Genomic DNA, 18,243 nt, shown 5'->3' with positions numbered 1-18,243 from the left:
ATTTCTCATGGACCATCCATATGCCGATTTAACGGGCAAGGATCCAAAATTGTTTACATTCCATACGGAACGATTAAGATGAAAGGATTCCACATCAAAGGAAGTTTTCCCCAAAAGGGTACATGTCTGTTCCCCATAAAAACAAAGGCTCCCTTCTTTTTACAGAAGGAAGCCTTTGTTTTTATATTATAAAGCTTTCACTTTATTGACAACATTGTCCACGGTAAATCCGTATTTTTCCATCACAATGTTTCCTGGCGCGCTGGCGCCGAATTTGTCGATGGCAAGGATATCCCCTTCAGCACCGACATATTTATGCCAGCCCAAAGAAGATCCCATTTCAATCGCCAAACGTTTTGTCACCGCTTTTGGCAATACGGATTCCTTATATTCGTCGGACTGTTGATCAAACCGGTCCATGGAAGGCATGGAGACGACCGAAACATCGATGCCTTCTTCGCGCAATTTTTCCTGCGCTTTCACGGCCAAAGCGACTTCGGAACCAGTGGCAATCAAAATTGCGTCAGGTGTTTCTTTCGATGCCGGTGATACCACATAAGCACCTTTTGCAACGCCATCTTTCGCCAGAGTTGCCGTGTTTTCAAGAACAGGCAGGTTTTGGCGGGATAGTACCAAAATCGTTGGCCGATCTTTGGATTGGATCGCCAATTTCCATGCTTCGCGTGATTCGTTTGCATCCGCCGGACGGATGACGGAAACGTTCGGCATCGCGCGGAAGGATGCCAAATGTTCAATCGGCTCGTGCGTTGGGCCGTCTTCGCCGACCGCAATGGAATCATGGGTAAAGACATATGTCACCGGCAATCCCATCAAGGCTGATAAGCGGACGGCAGGGCGAACATAATCGGAGAATACAAAGAAAGTTCCTCCGAATACTTTAAGTCCCCCGTGCAGCGCCATGCCGTTCAAAGCTGCGCCCATCGCAAACTCCCGCACGCCAAACCAAATATTGCGTCCTTCAGGTGTTTCAGCTGAAAAATCGCCGCCGCCTTTGATCGTCGTTTTGTTTGAACCCGCAAGATCGGCGCTTCCGCCGAAGAAATATGGGATTTTTTTGGCAAGCGCGTTGATCGCTTCTCCGGAAGAGGAACGGGTCGCGATGGATTTTCCTGCTTCATACACAGGAAGCTCTGCATCAAAGTCTTCCGGAAGTTCATTATTTATGGCTTGAAGAAACTGTTTCGCCAATTCCGGATATTCTTTTTGATATGCTTCAAATTTTTTGTTCCATTCCGCTTCGGCCTGTCCGCCATTTTCCTCTACTACTTTGAATGTCTCATAGACTTCGTCCGGAATTTCAAACGGCTCATGTTTCCAACCGTAAAATTCCTTCGTTAATTTCGCTTCATCCGCTCCAAGCGGCGCACCATGCACATCGGATTTTCCCGACTTATTCGGGGAACCGTAGCCGATGATCGTTTTTACTTCAATCAATGTCGGTTTTCCTGTGGATTGCTTCGCTTTGGCGATCGCTTCATTGATGGCATCCACGTCTGTGCCGTCTTCCACACGGAGATAATTCCATCCGCACGCTTCAAACCGTTTTTGAATATTTTCCGAAAAAGCTTTTGAAAGATCGCCGTCCAATGAAATATCATTGGAATCGTAAAGAACGATCAATTTTTCCAGTTTCAAGTGTCCCGCCAATGAGATGGCTTCTGCCGCTACACCTTCCATCAGGTCACCGTCTCCGCAAAGGGCAAACGTATAATGGTCGACAATGTCAAATCCCGGTTTATTGTACATCGCTGCCAAATGACGCTCAGCCATCGCCATTCCTACGGCCATGGCAATCCCTTGTCCAAGCGGCCCCGTCGTTGCCTCCACACCGGCTGTATGGCCATATTCCGGATGTCCAGGCGTTTTGGAACCCCATTGGCGGAAATTTTTAATTTCTTCCAAGTCCAAATCATAGCCGCTTAAATGGAGAAGGCTATATAACAGCATGGAGCCATGTCCCGCGGAAAGAATGAAACGGTCACGGTTGAACCATTTAGGGTTTTTAGGGTTATGGCGCATTTGTTTTGTCCATAATGTGTATGCCATCGGAGCCGCACCCATTGGAAGTCCCGGATGTCCCGAGTTCGCTTTCTCAATGGCATCAATAGACAGTGTCCGGATCGCGTTGATTGCTGTTAAATCCGCTGTAGTTGTCATCATTTACATCCTTTCTCGTGCAATTATTGTCCCGTATACAGTTTAGACAACATTTTCTTGGAAAACAATCTATTTTTATGGAATCTCATATTTTCTTGCACATTATCTTTCGGCATGGAGGCTTCTCTAATTCAATCGGTTGCGGCGGAGCTTTTTTATTTTTTCAGGTGTGACATCATTTCCTTCGATGTCAAAAATTTGCACATTTTCGATGGTCTTTCTGAAATGTTCACGGAAAGCTTCCAAATATTCCTTCCGAAGCATTGTGCGTTCTTTTGCTTCTTCTTCCGTCAATTTTCCCTCTCTTGCTTTTCGCGTCAATTCATTGATCCGGGCAATTTTTTCTTTTGGCAACATTTCATTCACACCTTTCCTTTTCAATACATAAAAGAATATGCAAAAAAGGCTTGAAGTGCAAGCAATTTAGTCTTCAAGCCTTTCTTGATATTCCATATATCTCCGGTGCACTGTCGCTTTGCTTACATCATAGCCCAACCCTCTTAAAGTGGAAGCGATTTCCTGGAATGTCAGCCCTTTTTCCCTCAATTTGACGATTTCTTCGACAGGAACCTCAATGCGGTCCCTTCCTTCCCGTTTATGCCTGTTTTTAAAGTTCCGTTCGGGCCGATAGCCGTTTTCCACAGCACGGCGCATTCCCCTTTTGATTTTTGCATTGTGGATTTTTCTCTGATATTCTTCGATAATCGCCAATATCTCGAGAAGCATTTCATCCATTTCATTCAATGTCATAGGCCCTGCATCGTTGAGGGAATAAACTTCCGTTCCGGATTTTTTCAGCAAATGCAGAACCGCCACCCTTGCGTGTCCGCGGCCCAAGCGTGTTTCATCCTGCACGAAAACGGCGGCAATCTTCTGTTCCGTGATAAAATCCAGCATTTCCAGCAATCCATCGCGGTCAACGTCATAGCCGCTATGGCGGTCTTCAAAAATGCCTGCCACTTGGAACCCCAGTCTTTGGGCATAGCGGGACAGTTCTTCTTTTTGGCGTTTCAAGGAAGTTTCCTGTTCATTTTTATCGGTGCTTACCCTCGCATAAATCACCGCTTTATCATTCCGGATTCCCATTATCGTTTGCTCGCTACCTTTACTTCTTGAATTTCATCATCTTCATCAATGGCGATATAGATTGCATCATCAGGAATTGGTATCATCAAAGTTTGTCCAGCGAAGATCCTTTCGCCTTCAAGATTGTTTTCGGCGACAACATTGCGGATCCATGCCTCCCTGTCCATCTTTCACTTATAGCGGTCCGCCAGCGTCCAAAGGGTGTCCCCTTCTTTTACCGTAATCGGTTCGTAGGAAATATCCCCTTCATCTGTAATGATAATATAAGCAATAATCAATAAAGAAACAATTCCCAAAATCATGATATATTGCTTTTCTCTCAACCAGCGCATGACTCTTTCCCCTTTTTACGAATATTTGTTCGGAATATCTGTTCTTACTTTAATGCGAACACACGTTTCTTGTCAAGACTTTTTTCGAACCTGTGTTTGCATTCCTGCATTTTTACTGCTATACTAAATGTAAAATATGTAAAACTATTCACATTGAGGTGACCAAAATGGAGAAGCTTTCAAAAAGGCAGAAAGAGATATTGGAATTTATAAAAAATGAGGTACGGGCGAAAGGGTATCCTCCATCCGTTCGTGAAATAGGTGAGGCGGTTGGGCTTGCCTCCAGCTCAACAGTACATGGTCACCTTACGCGCCTTGAACAGAAAGGATATATCCGGAGAGACCCTACTAAACCCCGGGCGATTGAAATATTGGATCTAGAAGAGGAGCCCCAAAGACAGTCCGTGATCCATGTGCCTTTGGTGGGCCGGGTAACCGCCGGGCAGCCGATTACGGCGATTGAAAACATCGAGGAATATTTTCCTTTGCCTGCTGCATACGGATCGGACGATGATCAGCTGTTTATGCTGGAAGTAATGGGGGACTCCATGATCGAAGCGGGAATTTTGGACGGAGACTATGTTATCGTGAAAAAGACTTCCACCGCAAACAATGGGGAAATTGTTGTGGCAATGACGGAAGATAATGAGGCGACGGTGAAAAGATTCTATAAGGAAAAGGACCATTTCCGCCTGCAGCCCGAAAATTCGGCCATGGAACCCATTATTGTCGATAAAGTCACGATTTTGGGAACAGTGGTGGGTCTTTACCGAAAATTTCATTAATTCATTTTATTGGGAAAGAAAGGGGCTAAAACGGCCCCTTTTCTACTTTTCTTTTCTGCATGCCGCAATAAATGACCGGAACAGGGCCAATGACATCGGGTCCCCATTTACGGCCAACGCTTCCGGATGCCATTGGACGCCGAGGCAAAACGGCAATGTTTTATGTTCTGCCGCCTCCACGATGCCATCGCTTGCCACCCCGACGATCGCCAGGTCCTTTGCGGCTTCTTTAATGGCCTGATGATGAAAGGAATTGACCGCTATCTTTTTCGTATTGGCGATTTTGTACAATTTGCTGTCTTCCCGGAGATGGACAAAATGGGAAGTTTCATGCCGGAGAGAAGTTTGGGAATGCAACAAGGTTTCCCGTTTCTTTTGGGCGTAAAGATCCTGATAAACCGTTCCCCCCAATGCGACGTTCAATATTTGAAGTCCGCGGCAAACCGCTAAAATGGGAATCTTCTTTTGGATTGCCGCTATTGTCCATTGGATTTCCCGTTCATCCCGTTCGGTGATCACCCTGCCCAGGCGGGGAAGCGGTTCCTCTCCATAAAGGATCGGATTAATATCCCCCCCTCCCGAAAGAAGCAAACCGTTAATTGTGTTGATGATGCGTTCGCCATCATCTTCCCCTGCATACGGCAGGCCTACCGGAATCCCCCCGGCTTCCATCACCGCCTTCACATACGCTTCATTTAACCGGTAAAATCCTTCATCCCAATCCATGGTAATTCCGATGATCGGTTTGATGGGGATACCTCCTCATAAGCCTTTTCTGTAATATATTCGATTCCGGGAAAAGTTTAGAGCTGCAAAAATAAAAAACACCGCCCATTGCCAAAAGCGACGAGCGATGTTTTTTAAAACAAATTCCAATACCACCGGATGATGGAATCTCCGTAAAAATAAACAATGATTGCGGCAACGGCGATGGAGGGGCCAAAAGGGACCGGATTTTTCATGCCCTGCTTCCTCATCTTCAACACCATAATGCCTGCAAACAAGCCGATGATGGAAGATAAAAATAATGTCAGCACGGTCTTCACGGTCCCCAGCACAAGGCCGATCAATAAAAACAACTTGATGTCGCCTCCGCCCATGCCTCCTTTCGAAACGACCGCAATCCCCAAAAGGATCGCAAATCCGATTGCGGCGCCGAGAAATGCATCCCACCACGGTTCAAGCGGTGACAGGAACCGGCCAAGGATGATTAACGGCAAAAAGAACAGAAGCACTTTATCCGGAATGATCATATATTGAAAATCGGATACAACGATAATGACCAATAATGAGATGAACAAAAGCGCCACGGCCAATTCAAAGGACCATCCGAGCCGCAAGTAACCGAAAACAAACATAAAACCCGTTGCAAGCTCGGACACCACATAAACCGGCGAAATCCCCGCGCCGCAAGTTCTGCATTTTCCGCGCAAAAGGATGTATGAAAACACAGGAATCAAATCAATGGCCGTCAGACGTCTTTGGCAATGCGGGCAATGGGAAGGAGGATAAATGATGGACTCCTTTTTCGGCACCCGAAGCCCGACCACATTATAAAATGAACCTAATACAATTCCAAAAAGGAAGAAAAAGATTGAGTACACGATTTCCATGAAAAGCGCTCCTTACGAGAACAGCGATTACACTGCCCCTTCATAATAGAAGGTTGTGACTTGAACAGTGGCTTCAATGCTTTCCTGGGGATCTTCCGAAATTTCATTTTCTTCCCCCGGCAAAGTGAAATTGATGATGTCGATGTGCATTATGCGCTCGATTTTCTCAATTTCTTTGATAAATCTTACCAAATGTTGAAAATCTGGAGATTCCACGTTGATTTCAAAGGTGATCAGCTTGAGCTCCGGCGGAAGAGATTCTTTATCGATCGTCGAAACAGGGGCTTCATCGGAATCCTGACCTTCCTTATCGTCCTCCTCCGCTGTCCCTTCCGTGTTTTCTTCCCCGCCGGAAGCGTTCGGATCATTTAAGTCCGATTCCGAAACAAGTGTATCATATCCATTAAAATCAATGGATAAAATTTTTGTTCCGGTTACATATTGGGTTTCTTCTATATTTAATACTAAATCATCCAAATTTCTGGTAGAAGGCACTTTTTTCCGCAAATCGAAAATGGTTGCCTGATCGAGGTTTTTATTCGCTTTGATTTCCTCGATTTGTTGCTGGATCGAAGAAATTTCGGAATTCACCGATTCAATGGAAGACTCGAGGGAGGCGGCTTCCTGCTTTTTCGGCAAAATCACGTAATAATAAAGGGCGAACAGCAATGCTGCGATGAGGGCGATCAACAATATAATGGAAGAATTTTTTTCATTCAATAGTTTCATTGTTTTCCACCCCCGGCAGCCAAAGTCTGTTGATTAATCGAAAGGGTAAATTTGACTTTATAGCGCGGAATTTCCCGGAAGTCCGCCTTCTTTTCCGCATCTTCCTTAATCTTGAAATGTTCAATTTCCGAAACTTGGGCATCTTTGACATATTCGCTGCCCGAGATGCGGGACAAATACTTGGAAATATCGCTCAATGTTTCAAAGTCCATCGCCACTTCCGCCGTCTGCGCGGTAAATGCGTATTCCCTCAAATAAGAATGCCCCGGCTGCAGACGAATCGTTTCATCAATAATCGGCGAAACTGGATAGGAAATGTTTTCCACAAAATCGACCGATTGCTTTAAGGAAGCGGTATCGACGGAAATGCTGTCCAATTCCTCCTGCAATTGATCCCGCTTTGTCAACAGCTGCTCCTCTTCCTTTTGCAAAGAAGAAATCTTGCTCAGATAGGTAAAATATTGCAGCACAAAAAAGGAGACAAAGAGCAGCGTGATAATCGTTAAAATAATGTACAGATTTTTTGGAATGGACTGCCTTCTTTCCACTTTCGGCAAAAGGTTAATATCAGGAATATACATCATTTAACCTCCTTCAAGGCAAGTCCAAGCAAGGCGGCATGCTTTGCCTTGAAACCTGGATAATGCTTTTGAATAAATGAATCATTGATCAGTTTGATCGGCAATTCAAAATTTTCCTGTAATTGGGAGTGAATATTGTTCAGGTTCGGATTGTCCCCCATGACAATGATTTCATCGATCCCTTGCTGGTCTTTGCTGACGGAAAAACGGAAAAAATCCATGATCCGATCCAGCTCCAGCATCTGGTCCGAAACGAGCAGGCGATATTCGTCAAATGGGCCATCATAGGAAAAATCCACCTGATGTTCACCGGTTTCTTCCGCTTTCCATTTGGACAAATCCGTTTCCAGCGGCTGAAAGCGCTGGAACTCCACATTTCCTTTGGAATAAATCGTGATGGATAATCCATTGATCAACCAATTTGTCAATAAATACGTTTTTTCGGGATTCAACAAATTCATGGATTCGAGCAAGCGCAAATGGCAAAGTGCCCGGACGTCCGCCACTTCCGGACGCATATGTACATCCAAAAACAAATTTATGTATTGAGTGACTTGCTCGGAGCTTGCGGCAAACATCATCGCCTTGCCGTCCCCTTCGACGGGATCGTAGACATCGATCAAAGGCTCTTCAAACGGAAGATGGATGGAGTAGCCAATCTCCATTTCCACATATTCCTTCAATTTTTCCGTTTCCACATCGTCCGGATGCTCGAAAGCTTTCAGCAGAATGAAAGAATCCGGTACGATGAAGCGGACAGATTGCTTTTTTCCTCTCCACAGGGGGGACAGCTCTTTCAGCAGATCAAACAACGCCATTTCATCCTTGATTTCGGACTCGTCAATCACCCCTTCCGGTATGGCAATTTCCATAACTTCCGCCTGCGATAAATCCGGACCCTTCATCACGAGGGAGCGAAGTACATAATCATTGATTTCGATGGAAACATGCGACTGATTCTTTCGTCTAAACATACGCAGGGCTCCTTTGGTTAAATTTAAAAACTAATGAACTTTATTAATTCATTAGTTTCTCAATGGAACACCCAATATGGAATTGGGTGTTCTTTGAAAAACTAATTGGAGCTAGAAGAAGCCTCTTTGATTTCTTTATTACCATCAGAACTTCCTTTATTAGTATCTTTATTAATATCATCAATTGAAGCTTTATTAAATTTAACTGTTTTACTTCCTGAGTAAACAATAGGATCTGTTGTAAGCTTAATTTTTCCATTCTCTTTATTAATTGTTACAGTTTTTGCTTTCTTCAATGCACCGGCAGTGTCCAAATATCCTTCAGATTCTAATTTTGCTAGTGTCACATCTTTTTCATCATCATTTTCTGTAAAATAAATATTTGCCGCATTCAAAACATTGATGGCATCAGCTTTGACCCCGTTATATTTGGAGTTTTCAATGATGTTTCCGATAGCCGGAATGGCGATTGCGGCAACAATTCCTAAAATCACCACTACCGCCAGCAATTCAACCAATGTCAAACCTTTTTCGTTTTTCAAACGTTTTTTCAACAATTTTTTCATATGTATTCCTCCTCCAATTTTTTTATGTGTGATGTGGTCGTTATGATTATGTACGTGCGTTTCCTTCAGCGTTCTCACCTCCCTCTATAAATGTTGATATATCAAGGTTTCTTGGCATCTTAGGGGTGCCAAAAAAATATTTTTCGACAAAACTCATCACATACTTTTGAATTTTTGCCGATATCTAACAGTCCATGGGTGCGCTTCGCGGCCACTGGGTATTTTTGTATTTTTCACTCCAGTGGGGGATGTGTATGCGATGCACCTTGGATCTCTGCACAACTGATGAGGACGAACCCTCCCATGTCTCTGGGCATCCTTGTGCCAACATTCCTTCGTTCGGTCTCTTCACCAGGCAGAGGCCGGCTAAGCTCCTTAAGGGACTCTAGGTCGAATGGATGAAATTGTGCCAGCTTCTCCGTGTCATCTGGTTGTTCAGACAGTTCTTTTTGCGAAAGAAGGCGACTCTAGGCTGCCTGTGCTTGGGATTGGGAAAAGATATCTTGAATCATTCGTTCCCCATCAAATGCTTGCTGTTTCACACAAACCGCGTATAGTACTTTCAATAGCTTGCCACATAACACGACGATCGATTGCTTCTTACGCAACGGGTTGATTGGGCGTGTCGTATAGTACTCGTGCAACTGACGGAAAGCCTCATTATGGCGAATCAATGGCATCATCACCCGAAATAGAAGGGCGCGTAGCCGTTTTCGTCCTCGCTTCGAGATTCGTTTTTGCCCCTTGTGTTGCCCTGACGAGTTCTCCTTCAGTGTCAAGCCCGCCAATTTGATTAGTTGCCTCGAATCTTGATACTGGGCAAAGCTTCCGATTTCTGATAACAGTTCAATGATCGTCGCATCTCCTAGCCCTGGGATCGTTTGGAGCCATTCGTATTCGGCGGTTGTTTGAGCGAGTGCCGTCAACTCTTCTGTGAGGGCTGCGATCTCTTGTTCCAATTGGCGATATCGGCGGACAAGCGTGGCGATTTCGATACGGGCCATCTGTTGTCCTTCCGTTATCCCAATCGAATGGCGGGCCACCTCTAACAGCTTTTGCACTTTCGGCTTCTGTGGGCATTTTAGCCTCTCGCTTTGCCGATAACGCTCCATTAGCCCCTCTACCGTCTGATTCGCAATGTCCATCGGAAATGGCGTTTTCTCTAACACCACCAATGCCATTTTGCCAAACGACGGAAACACCTGCACAAACTCAGGAAAATAACGATCGAGCCAACGAATCATTTGATTTCGGACGGCATTCAACTCTTTTGTCAACGACTCTCGAAACGTACTTCCTACCCGCAATTCCGCCTCCACCTCATGGAGAATACGTGGATAGCTAAAACGTCCGTCTTTGACCAGTTTCGCAATGACAAGAGCATCTTTGGCATCATGCTTCGTTGGCAAGTTGTCGTCGAGCTCTTTTGACCGTTTGACATGCATCGGGTTGACCATCACCAACGGGATCCCTTTTTCCTCGAGGAAGTAGGCGAGGTTCAACCAGTAATGTCCGGTCGGCTCGATTCCGACGATGACTTCGGTTTTGCCAAATTCCTTCATCGCTTCTTGTATCGACGCATAGAACTGTTCAAATCCGGATCTCGATTGAATCACAGGAAACGGCTTCTTCAGCACCCGACCTCGTGCGTCAACCATTGACGCATAATGTTTTTGTTTGGCAATGTCCATTCCAATCACTAACGTTTGGTCGGTGACTTGTTCAATTTTGCGATTTTGTGTATAATTCATTGTATAGTCCTCCTTGGTCTGATGTTAGGTGTTTGTTGACACCCCTGCATCATACCAAGAGGGCTTTTTTCTTTCAAGTCCCCGAAAACCTTTCTAACAGGAATGCTCCTTACAATGGAATGATGCATTTGATTTATATTACATTTGTTCGTATAAACTGAACATCGGCAAGAAGATGGATGCAACGATTCCACCGACAATGACTGCCAGAAAGAGAATCATGACCGGTTCAATCAGAGACTTCAACGTATTGACAGTGCGGTCGACTTCCTCCTCGTAAAACTCCGCCGCTTTCTGGAGCATGAAATCGAGGGTTCCCGTCTTTTCCCCGATGGATACCATCGATGTCACCAGCGGAGGAAACAGCCAGCTTTTTTCCAAAGGTTCCGTCAAAGTGCTCCCCTTCTCCAGGCTGTTCCGCGCTTCTTTCACCACTTTCCCGATGACCGGGTTGCCGATCACTTTTTCCACAATGCCCAGACATTGCAGAATTGGCACGGCGCTCGTAAACAGCGAAGAAAGGGTCGACATCATCCGGGCAAGGACGGATTTTTGCAATAACGGCCCCAAAACCGGCATCTTCAATAAAGTATAATGGACACCGTAATGGAATTTTTCATTCTTCTTATATAAGTAATAGAACAGAATGAGGGCGACCGCGATGACACCTAGGCCGATCCACCAATATTTTTGCATCGCTTCGCTGATTTTGAGCGTAATGATTGTAATGGTCGGCAACTCGGCCTCCATGGATTCAAAGGCTTCAATAAAGTTTGGTACAATAAACACCAGCATGAAAATGGTCACAGCAATCGTCAATACAAGCAAAACCAATGGATAAGTCAGGGATGACTGGATTTTCTTTTTTAAGTGATATTGCTTTTCAAAGGTTGTCGCCAATTTATCCAATGTCGTATCGAGATTTCCGGTAGCCTCGGCAGAAACCATCATGTTGACGAACAAATCCGGAAATACTTTTGGATGCTTCTTTGTCGCTTTCGAGAAGGAAATCCCTTTCCGGATGTCTTCCTCCACCTGCTCGAGGGCCTTTTTCAGCGGTTTGCTTTTGGTTTGCCGGGCCAAAATGTTGGTGGCCTCCACAACCGGAACGCCCGCGCGCACCAATGTGGCGAATTGCCGGCAATAGATGACGAAATCCTGGTTTTTTACTTTTGAACCAAGAATATTCAACTCTTTGTCAAGGATGCTCGTCGATTCGAAGATTTCCCGGGGGTTGATCCCCTGCTCCCGGAGTTTTGCAATCGCCGCTTTTTTCGTTGACGCGTCGATTCTCCCTTTTTTCAGCTCACCCGTTTTCGTCCTTCCCACATATCGATAAATCGTCAATGGTAATCACCAACGTTCATGTAAGGTTTGACTTCATCAAGGGACACGATGCCTTTCCCCAGCAATTCTTTGATGGAATGGTGCATCGTATGCATGCCGATCGCTTTGCTCGTCTGCAAAATGTTCGGAATTTGCTGCACCTTTTCGGAACGGATCAAATTCTTCACGGACGGCACGCCTACAAGGATTTCCGTTGCGGCCACGCGTCCCTTTTGGTCTTTTCGGACAAACAGCCGCTGCGAAATAATGCCTTCCAGCACCGTCGCAAGCTGGTTGCGGATCTGGCTTTGCTGGTGGGGAGGGAAAACATCGATGATCCGGTCGATAGATGATGCCGCATCGATGGTATGCAACGTTCCAAAGACTAAGTGGCCTATTTCGGCGGCGGTAATCGCCGTCGAAATCGTTTCTAAATCCCGCATCTCCCCGACGAGGATGACGTCCGGGTTCTGGCGGAGGGCCGCTCTCAGACCCGTCTTGAAATCCCTGACATCGGTGCCGATTTCCCTTTGATTGACGATCGACTTTTTATGCGGATGGATATATTCGATCGGGTCTTCCAGGGTAATAATATGCTTTTTCTTCGTTTCGTTAATGTGATTGATCATCGCCGCCAATGTCGACGACTTCCCTGACCCCGTCGGACCGGTAACCAGCACAAGCCCCTGCGGCCTTTCCGCCAAATCATAAAGCACTTTCGGCATGCCCAGCGATTCAATCGTCGGTACTTCTGTCGGAATCAGACGGAGCGACAATGCAGGCACATTCCGCTGTTTAAATGCATTGACGCGGAACCGGACCGTTTCATTGAATGTGTAGTTAAAATCCGCATCTCCTTTGATGCGGTACGATTTTATTTTATTTTTCGGAAGGATGGCGTTCACCATTTCCTCAATTTCTTCGGCCGTCAATTCCGTTTCGCCGAATCTTTCAAGGATTCCGTGAATCCGGAATACCGGCGGCGTTCCAAGCGTAATATATATGTCCGAAGCGTGGTTTTCATATGCTTTTTGCATGATCTCCTGGATTGAATACTTCATGGCATATCCCCTTCTATTCAACCGTTGCGACACGTAATACTTCTTCTGTCGTTGTCTGGCCTTGTATCACTTTCAAAAACCCGTCACCGAGCAATGTCCGGTAACCTTCCCGTTTCATGTAGTCCATAATGGATGTTATGCCTTTCCGCTGCATGATGAATTCCCTGACTGTGCGATTGATCGGCAAAATTTCATGGATGGCTATTCTGCCTTTATAGCCGGTATGGTTGCAGGCAGGGCATCCCCGCCCCCTCATGACCGTGTCGATATGCAGCCCTTCTTTTGCAAACAGCTCCTTTTCCCGGATGGTTGCGGGATGCGGTTCTGCACAGTCACGGCACACTTTTCTTACAAGCCGCTGCGCCATGACCCCGACAACAGAGGATGCAATGAGAAACGGCTCAATGCCCATATCCTCCAATCGGGAAATCGATTCGACAGCGCTGTTTGTATGAAGCGTGCTAAGCACCAGGTGGCCCGTCAGCGATGCCCGGATGGCAATTTCCGCCGTTTCCGCGTCCCGGATTTCCCCAATCATCACAATATCCGGATCCTGCCGGAGAATGGAACGGAGTCCTGCCGCAAAGGTCAAGCCCACTTCTTCCCTTACCTGTATCTGATTGATTCCTTCCAAACGATATTCCACCGGGTCTTCCACGGTGATGATGTTGACATCTTCCCGGTTCAGTTCGGATAAAGCGGCATATAAGGTCGTCGATTTTCCGGAACCGGTCGGGCCGGTAATCAGCACGATGCCGTTCGGTCTTGCAATCATGCCGCGAAACAGCCGCTCGTTTTGTTCGCTGAACCCCAGTTTTTCAATGCTTGTTACCGCATTGCTCAAGTCGAGGATCCGCATCACGATTTTTTCTCCGTAAATGGTCGGCAATGTCGACAACCGTATATCCACCTGACGGAAATTGATGGTCGTTTTTATACGGCCGTCCTGGGGGATCCGGTTTTCGGTAATATTTAAGTTCCCCATGATTTTAATGCGGGCTGTAATCATATTTTGCATATGTTTTGGGAGGGAACGCTCCGTTCTCAGCACGCCGTCGATCCGGTACCGGACCCGGAAATCCGTTTCCTGGGGATCGAAATGGATGTCGCTCGCCCTCTGAAATACCGCATTGGCAATCAACTGGTTCACCAAGCGGACGATGGGCGAATCGTCATCAGTTATTTGCTGGTCCATCGATTCTTTCGTCTCGATGTTTACATCTGCCATCGCGGCATCCATCGATTCCTGCAAATCGTAATATTTTGCAATCGTCCGGTACAGATCGTCCTTTGCCGCGATCCCCGTTTCGATTTGGCATCCGGTTGCCATCCGCACTTCCTCGATGGCAAAATAGTCCATCGGGTCCACCATGGCGATAAACAATTTGTTTTTATCTTTGCGGATGGGCATGATTTGGGCCCGTTTCGCCAAATCTGCCGGCACCAATTGGAGCACTTCCGGGTCGATCGGATATTGGCTTAAATTGATGTGCGGAACGCCCAATTGGAATTCGAGCACTTCGATTAACTGCTGTTCCGTCAAAATATTTTCCCGAATGAGAAAATCTCCCAGTTTTTCTTCTTTAGACTTATTTTTTAACGCGTAATCCAGTTGTTCCTGTGTGATGACTCCCGCTTCAACGAGCAGGTCCCCAAGACGTTTCCGAGCTTTCATGATGTCTTCTCCCTTCTAAGAAGTTACTAAGTTTCCGCCCTTGTCATAGTAACTTCGGGAAGAAGACTCGTCTTTAGGTTCGCCTTTGGGATTGCCTTTTGGATTGTCTTTCGGATTTTGAACATTGCCATCATTTCGACTGTCGTAATCTGGCAAACCGTCGCCATTTAAATCCACATTTTCGACACTGCCGGAACCGGCGCTCTTTCCTTGTTCTTCGACTGTCCCGCCGCCTCCGGAATTTACGTCCGACGCAGAATTCAATACGATCCGGTTCACCGGCGCATAATAATCTCGGCTAATTTCCTGCACTTTTTGTTCTCCGTTATCGGAAATCATTCTTGTAACCGTTACACGCATGCCCTGTTTTCCTTCCTGGATCAACCGTGTACTTCCGGCTGGCAAATCCCGTGTGTAACGGTTAATAATCCGTGGAGCGATCGGTTCTTTGTCGACAACAACCTGAACCGTTGCCCCTTTCACGCTGGAAAACAATTCGGCTTTCAACTGTCCGCCTTCGACCGTTGCTTTCAGCAAATATGGATGTTCGGAGACATTCACGAACTGCAGGTCATTCTTTCCGAAAGGATCTATGTATGCGTTAATCCCCGGCTGCAAATAACTTGGCGCCTCTTGTTGGGGATGTCTTTCCAAAATGTCGATATTCCCCTGAAGCACCGTGTTATAGATCACCGAAGCAACAAAATTTAAACCTTCAGCATTTGCCGCATCCGTTAAATTATGTAAAGCATTGAGCAATGAAAAAGGTTCATCCGGCTCCAATATGTTTTCGTTCAATGTTTCCGCCAATACTTCCACGCCTGTGGCATTATCCGGTATCTTTTCAATCGTTAAGGCAATTCTTTCGTTTTCAAGCTGTTCGGTATCGATTACCGTCGCATCGATTTCATGATCGTTTAAGTATGAGACCTCGTTTAAAACCCGATTATATGTATCTTCCGTATCCCAAATCGTTATGTATGATATTTGATTTTTTATCGTTTCGCTATTCGAAATATGTATTGGTATATGTACGGTCTTTTCGGATTTCCAAAATTGATAGAAAGGTTTATGTATCGACTTCCGATATTCCTGGATTGTCTGATTCAAATCAAATTGTATGTCCTCTGGGTCAATGCTGAGTTCTTCTCCTCCTCCCCTGATAAGGATTGGTTCCGAACTCCACTTTTGTATGGCCTTTCTGAGCGCAGCCTTGATTTCATCATCTTTCAGGCCGGAAACGGCAACTCCTCCGATGGTAGAACCTTTGGATTGCTTTCCGTCCGCAAATACTTTTAAAGAATATTGCGCCGAAAACAGTATGCCAAACACTGCCGCAATCACCAGCAGAAAGGTGAATGCCTTGCGGGAAAATATGTACTTCAAATTACCCACCTCTTTTTTCTATTAAGTTATGTGTTCATCTTTGTTCCAAATTTACTAGTACTAATGTTCACCAACCCTTAATCCTAACTTAGAAATTAGAATACAATAATTTTTCGACTTTTGTATGATTCTTTTTTCCTATTTTGTTATTTTTTTAAACCGGCTGTGCAGAAACATGATAAATTAGTTATCCTTAAAAAGCCAAAATTTTCATTTAAATAATTTTAAAGAACCGATTAGCCAGCTTATATCTGCAATTATATTTCATTCAACCAGGGAAATTATGCGGGAATTTTGTCGATTTTATTTCATTTTTGTTACATCTTGTCCGATCTTGGATAAAATAATTGTGACGAGAACATCCCGATTTGTGACAATGACGGGACAATCCAAAGACTTTGCTGGCATTTCTTCATGTTTTCGTATACATTGAAAATAGATTTTATCCCATACTAAAGTAGGTGTTTACAGTGAAATATCTTTCCAACGAGAAAGGCGGAAAACCTTTAATTATTACCGTCATCATCCTTTGTGTATTTTTTTTCATAACCGGAGGAGCAATCGTCTATTTTACGATCAAAGACAAGAATGTCGAATTTTCGGAAGAAACGGTGGCAGAAGCCACAAAAGTGGCGCAGTCGGAGCTTGATAAAGCCTTCGCCGTTGCAAAAGAATATCCGTTTGAAAAGCGTTTCGAAGCCATCCAATCCATCGGCTACGGCGAGCCCGAAGAAGGCCAGTTTGCCGTCTTCACCTTCGAAAAAAAATATGAAAAAGACGACCCATTTTACGTAATTTTAAAAATGAAGCCCCATGCAGAATATGAAAATTTATCTGTAGTGCAAGTCGCTGTCTTCGATAAAAAGAACGGGGCCCTCATCGTAGAAAAGGAAAATGTCCTGCGATGGGAGAAAAAGGAGCAAGATTCGTGATTTCCCCCTAAATAAACCTTCCCGCGGGAACGGGAAGGTTTGCTTTTTATTACCAACAATGGACCGGGCTCAAATTTTAGAACTATTACCATTTTCCACCAACAAAGGTAATAGTTCTAAAGTCTTATTTTTTGTTAAAATTTCCAATAATCATATGAATTTTTCTCAATCGAATTTATTATTAATAATAAATTATATTTATTTTTCCCTTTTGGCTATTATAATTGAACTAAGTTCTGCAAGTTTAATCTCCACAAAAGTGCTCAAGGGAGGTGCGTATATGAAATGGAATGAAAAGGGGCTGACCCTTGTCGAAGTCCTGGCCAGTCTGGCAATCATTACAATTGTGCTGCTGAGTGTCGCGCAATTGGTGATCCAATCGAACAAAACCAATTCCTTTAACAATGAAAAACTGGTGATTATTGATTTGGCCGATGCCATACTGGAACGGCTCAAAGCGGAACCATATATTGTAAAGCAGACGATTGAGGAGGCCTCCAATCCAAAAGAAGAAATTGAAATCCCCCTGGATTCGATTCATTTGGAACATCTTTCAACGATACATAACGGTGGAAAAGATTACTACATAATCAACATGAACGGAAATACATATCAAGTGAACGCCTATGCCAAAAAAACAAGCAAACAGGAAATCTCGGATTTGGGATTGAGGACCGTAGTCGTCAAAGTGAAACGGGTGGAAGTGGATTCAAGCGGCAAAACCATTAGCGATTTGAAAGGAAAAAGCGAAGTAGAAGGATATGTTGAACTATGAAGAAACAATTAAATAGCAAAGGTATGACTCTGATTGAAGTATTGGCTGTTTTAGTTTTGGGATCCATTATTGCCCTTTTGGCAATCAATGTGTTGTTTTCATTGGTAAACAACAAAGAAAAAATTGCCACTTCGGCAAATGTGAGGGATGTGGCTGATTTTTACCTGGAAAGTTTGTCCAACTATATTTATTCACTCAATGAAGATAATGTGGAAAATGTCGTTCAATCGGAAACGGATGGATATTATATCAAGGAAAAAGATTCGCCAAGCAAAATAACAGGCTTTAAAAAGAACGGGAAAACCGTCTTTCTATATGTCGGAGGTGAGAAAACCGAATATCCTGGTTCAAACATAAAAATTTCCAATTTCCCTGATACGAAAATGGAAAAGGATGGTGAAAACGTCTATAAAATCACCCTGACATTGGAATACAACGGCAAAACAAAGACCTTTAAAAAAGAGGTCCATTCACTACCATAGTTGAAAAAGGA

At 44.7% G+C, this 18,243-nt stretch carries 20 protein-coding genes; 4 read left to right on the top strand and 16 right to left on the bottom strand.

Annotation, left to right across the window (positions count from 1 at the left end; genetic code table 11):
• Nucleotides 1-186: 186 nt before the first annotated feature.
• The 5 genes from tkt to NST62_RS04495 all read right to left on the bottom strand — a co-directional run bounded on the left by tkt (nucleotide 187) and on the right by NST62_RS04495 (nucleotide 3,596).
• Nucleotides 187-2,178, bottom strand: a complete 1,992-nt coding sequence (gene tkt, locus NST62_RS04515) for a transketolase (RefSeq protein WP_141600998.1) — start codon at nucleotides 2,176-2,178, stop codon at nucleotides 187-189.
• A gap of 126 nt (nucleotides 2,179-2,304) precedes the next feature.
• Nucleotides 2,305-2,535: a DUF896 domain-containing protein gene (locus NST62_RS04510; protein WP_141600999.1), complete on the bottom strand. Its 231-nt coding sequence runs from the start codon at nucleotides 2,533-2,535 to the stop codon at nucleotides 2,305-2,307.
• A gap of 66 nt (nucleotides 2,536-2,601) precedes the next feature.
• Complete coding sequence (locus tag NST62_RS04505; RefSeq protein ID WP_141601000.1) at nucleotides 2,602-3,264, bottom strand: recombinase family protein; 663 nt, start codon at nucleotides 3,262-3,264, stop codon at nucleotides 2,602-2,604.
• Complete coding sequence (locus NST62_RS04500) at nucleotides 3,264-3,431, bottom strand: hypothetical protein (RefSeq protein ID WP_181733127.1); 168 nt, start codon at nucleotides 3,429-3,431, stop codon at nucleotides 3,264-3,266. The genes NST62_RS04505 and NST62_RS04500 overlap by 1 nt, the downstream gene beginning before the upstream one ends.
• A gap of 3 nt (nucleotides 3,432-3,434) precedes the next feature.
• On the bottom strand, nucleotides 3,435-3,596 hold the full coding sequence (locus NST62_RS04495) for a LysM peptidoglycan-binding domain-containing protein (protein WP_141601001.1): 162 nt from the start codon (nucleotides 3,594-3,596) through the stop codon (nucleotides 3,435-3,437).
• 167 nt (nucleotides 3,597-3,763) lie between these two features.
• Here NST62_RS04495 and lexA point away from each other — a divergent pair, with 167 nt between their 5' ends.
• Nucleotides 3,764-4,381 (top strand): transcriptional repressor LexA, encoded by a 618-nt coding sequence (lexA, locus tag NST62_RS04490; RefSeq protein WP_141601002.1) that lies wholly within the window; start codon nucleotides 3,764-3,766, stop codon nucleotides 4,379-4,381.
• Nucleotides 4,382-4,423: 42 nt separating this feature from the next.
• On the opposite strand, the gene NST62_RS04485 is transcribed toward lexA, so the two are convergent.
• The 11 genes from NST62_RS04485 to NST62_RS04435 form a co-directional block, all read right to left on the bottom strand.
• Entirely contained in the window at nucleotides 4,424-5,113 is a 690-nt protein-coding gene (locus NST62_RS04485) for a gamma-glutamyl-gamma-aminobutyrate hydrolase family protein (RefSeq protein WP_281279176.1), read from the bottom strand.
• 128 nt (nucleotides 5,114-5,241) lie between these two features.
• Nucleotides 5,242-5,994 (bottom strand): A24 family peptidase, encoded by a 753-nt coding sequence (locus NST62_RS04480; protein WP_141601004.1) that lies wholly within the window; start codon nucleotides 5,992-5,994, stop codon nucleotides 5,242-5,244.
• Between the two features lie 27 nt (nucleotides 5,995-6,021).
• The gene (locus NST62_RS04475; protein ID WP_141601005.1) at nucleotides 6,022-6,723 is read right to left on the bottom strand and encodes a potassium transporter; all 702 of its coding nucleotides are present in this window, start codon (nucleotides 6,721-6,723) and stop codon (nucleotides 6,022-6,024) included.
• Nucleotides 6,720-7,307 (bottom strand): hypothetical protein, encoded by a 588-nt coding sequence (locus NST62_RS04470; RefSeq protein WP_328219645.1) that lies wholly within the window; start codon nucleotides 7,305-7,307, stop codon nucleotides 6,720-6,722. Before NST62_RS04470 ends, NST62_RS04475 begins: the two co-directional genes overlap by 4 nt.
• Entirely contained in the window at nucleotides 7,304-8,278 is a 975-nt protein-coding gene (gene pilM / locus NST62_RS04465) for a pilus assembly protein PilM (RefSeq protein WP_328215149.1), read from the bottom strand. Before pilM ends, NST62_RS04470 begins: the two co-directional genes overlap by 4 nt.
• Nucleotides 8,279-8,379: 101 nt before the next feature.
• Nucleotides 8,380-8,844: a prepilin-type N-terminal cleavage/methylation domain-containing protein gene (locus NST62_RS04460; protein ID WP_342463178.1), complete on the bottom strand. Its 465-nt coding sequence runs from the start codon at nucleotides 8,842-8,844 to the stop codon at nucleotides 8,380-8,382.
• 467 nt (nucleotides 8,845-9,311) lie between these two features.
• Nucleotides 9,312-10,595 (bottom strand): IS110 family transposase, encoded by a 1,284-nt coding sequence (locus NST62_RS04455; protein ID WP_342463177.1) that lies wholly within the window; start codon nucleotides 10,593-10,595, stop codon nucleotides 9,312-9,314.
• Between the two features lie 138 nt (nucleotides 10,596-10,733).
• Nucleotides 10,734-11,942 (bottom strand): type II secretion system F family protein, encoded by a 1,209-nt coding sequence (locus NST62_RS04450; RefSeq protein WP_328215146.1) that lies wholly within the window; start codon nucleotides 11,940-11,942, stop codon nucleotides 10,734-10,736.
• Nucleotides 11,939-12,982 carry a type IV pilus twitching motility protein PilT gene (locus NST62_RS04445; protein WP_342463176.1) on the bottom strand — a complete coding sequence of 348 codons (1,044 nt, stop codon included), beginning with the start codon at nucleotides 12,980-12,982 and terminating at the stop codon, nucleotides 11,939-11,941. The genes NST62_RS04450 and NST62_RS04445 overlap by 4 nt, the downstream gene beginning before the upstream one ends.
• 13 nt (nucleotides 12,983-12,995) lie before the next feature.
• Nucleotides 12,996-14,657, bottom strand: a complete 1,662-nt coding sequence (locus tag NST62_RS04440; RefSeq protein ID WP_141601010.1) for an ATPase, T2SS/T4P/T4SS family — start codon at nucleotides 14,655-14,657, stop codon at nucleotides 12,996-12,998.
• A 15-nt stretch (nucleotides 14,658-14,672) separates the two neighbouring features.
• Nucleotides 14,673-16,043, bottom strand: coding sequence for a VanW family protein (locus NST62_RS04435; RefSeq protein WP_328215142.1), 1,371 nt, complete (start codon nucleotides 16,041-16,043; stop codon nucleotides 14,673-14,675).
• 470 nt (nucleotides 16,044-16,513) lie between these two features.
• On the opposite strand from NST62_RS04435, the gene NST62_RS04430 reads away from it, so the two are divergent.
• From NST62_RS04430 to NST62_RS04420, 3 genes are all read left to right on the top strand, one after another.
• Nucleotides 16,514-16,975 carry a hypothetical protein gene (locus NST62_RS04430; RefSeq protein ID WP_342463175.1) on the top strand — a complete coding sequence of 154 codons (462 nt, stop codon included), beginning with the start codon at nucleotides 16,514-16,516 and terminating at the stop codon, nucleotides 16,973-16,975.
• 280 nt (nucleotides 16,976-17,255) lie between these two features.
• Nucleotides 17,256-17,750: a prepilin-type N-terminal cleavage/methylation domain-containing protein gene (locus NST62_RS04425; RefSeq protein WP_181733130.1), complete on the top strand. Its 495-nt coding sequence runs from the start codon at nucleotides 17,256-17,258 to the stop codon at nucleotides 17,748-17,750.
• Nucleotides 17,747-18,232, top strand: a complete 486-nt coding sequence (locus tag NST62_RS04420) for a type II secretion system protein (protein ID WP_342463174.1) — start codon at nucleotides 17,747-17,749, stop codon at nucleotides 18,230-18,232. The genes NST62_RS04425 and NST62_RS04420 overlap by 4 nt, the downstream gene beginning before the upstream one ends.
• Nucleotides 18,233-18,243: the final 11 nt, after the last annotated feature.

The organism is Ureibacillus sp. FSL K6-8385, from assembly GCF_038593155.1.
GTDB lineage: Bacteria > Bacillota > Bacilli > Bacillales_A > Planococcaceae > Ureibacillus > Ureibacillus terrenus.
This window is presented reverse-complemented; position numbering and strand designations above follow the sequence as displayed.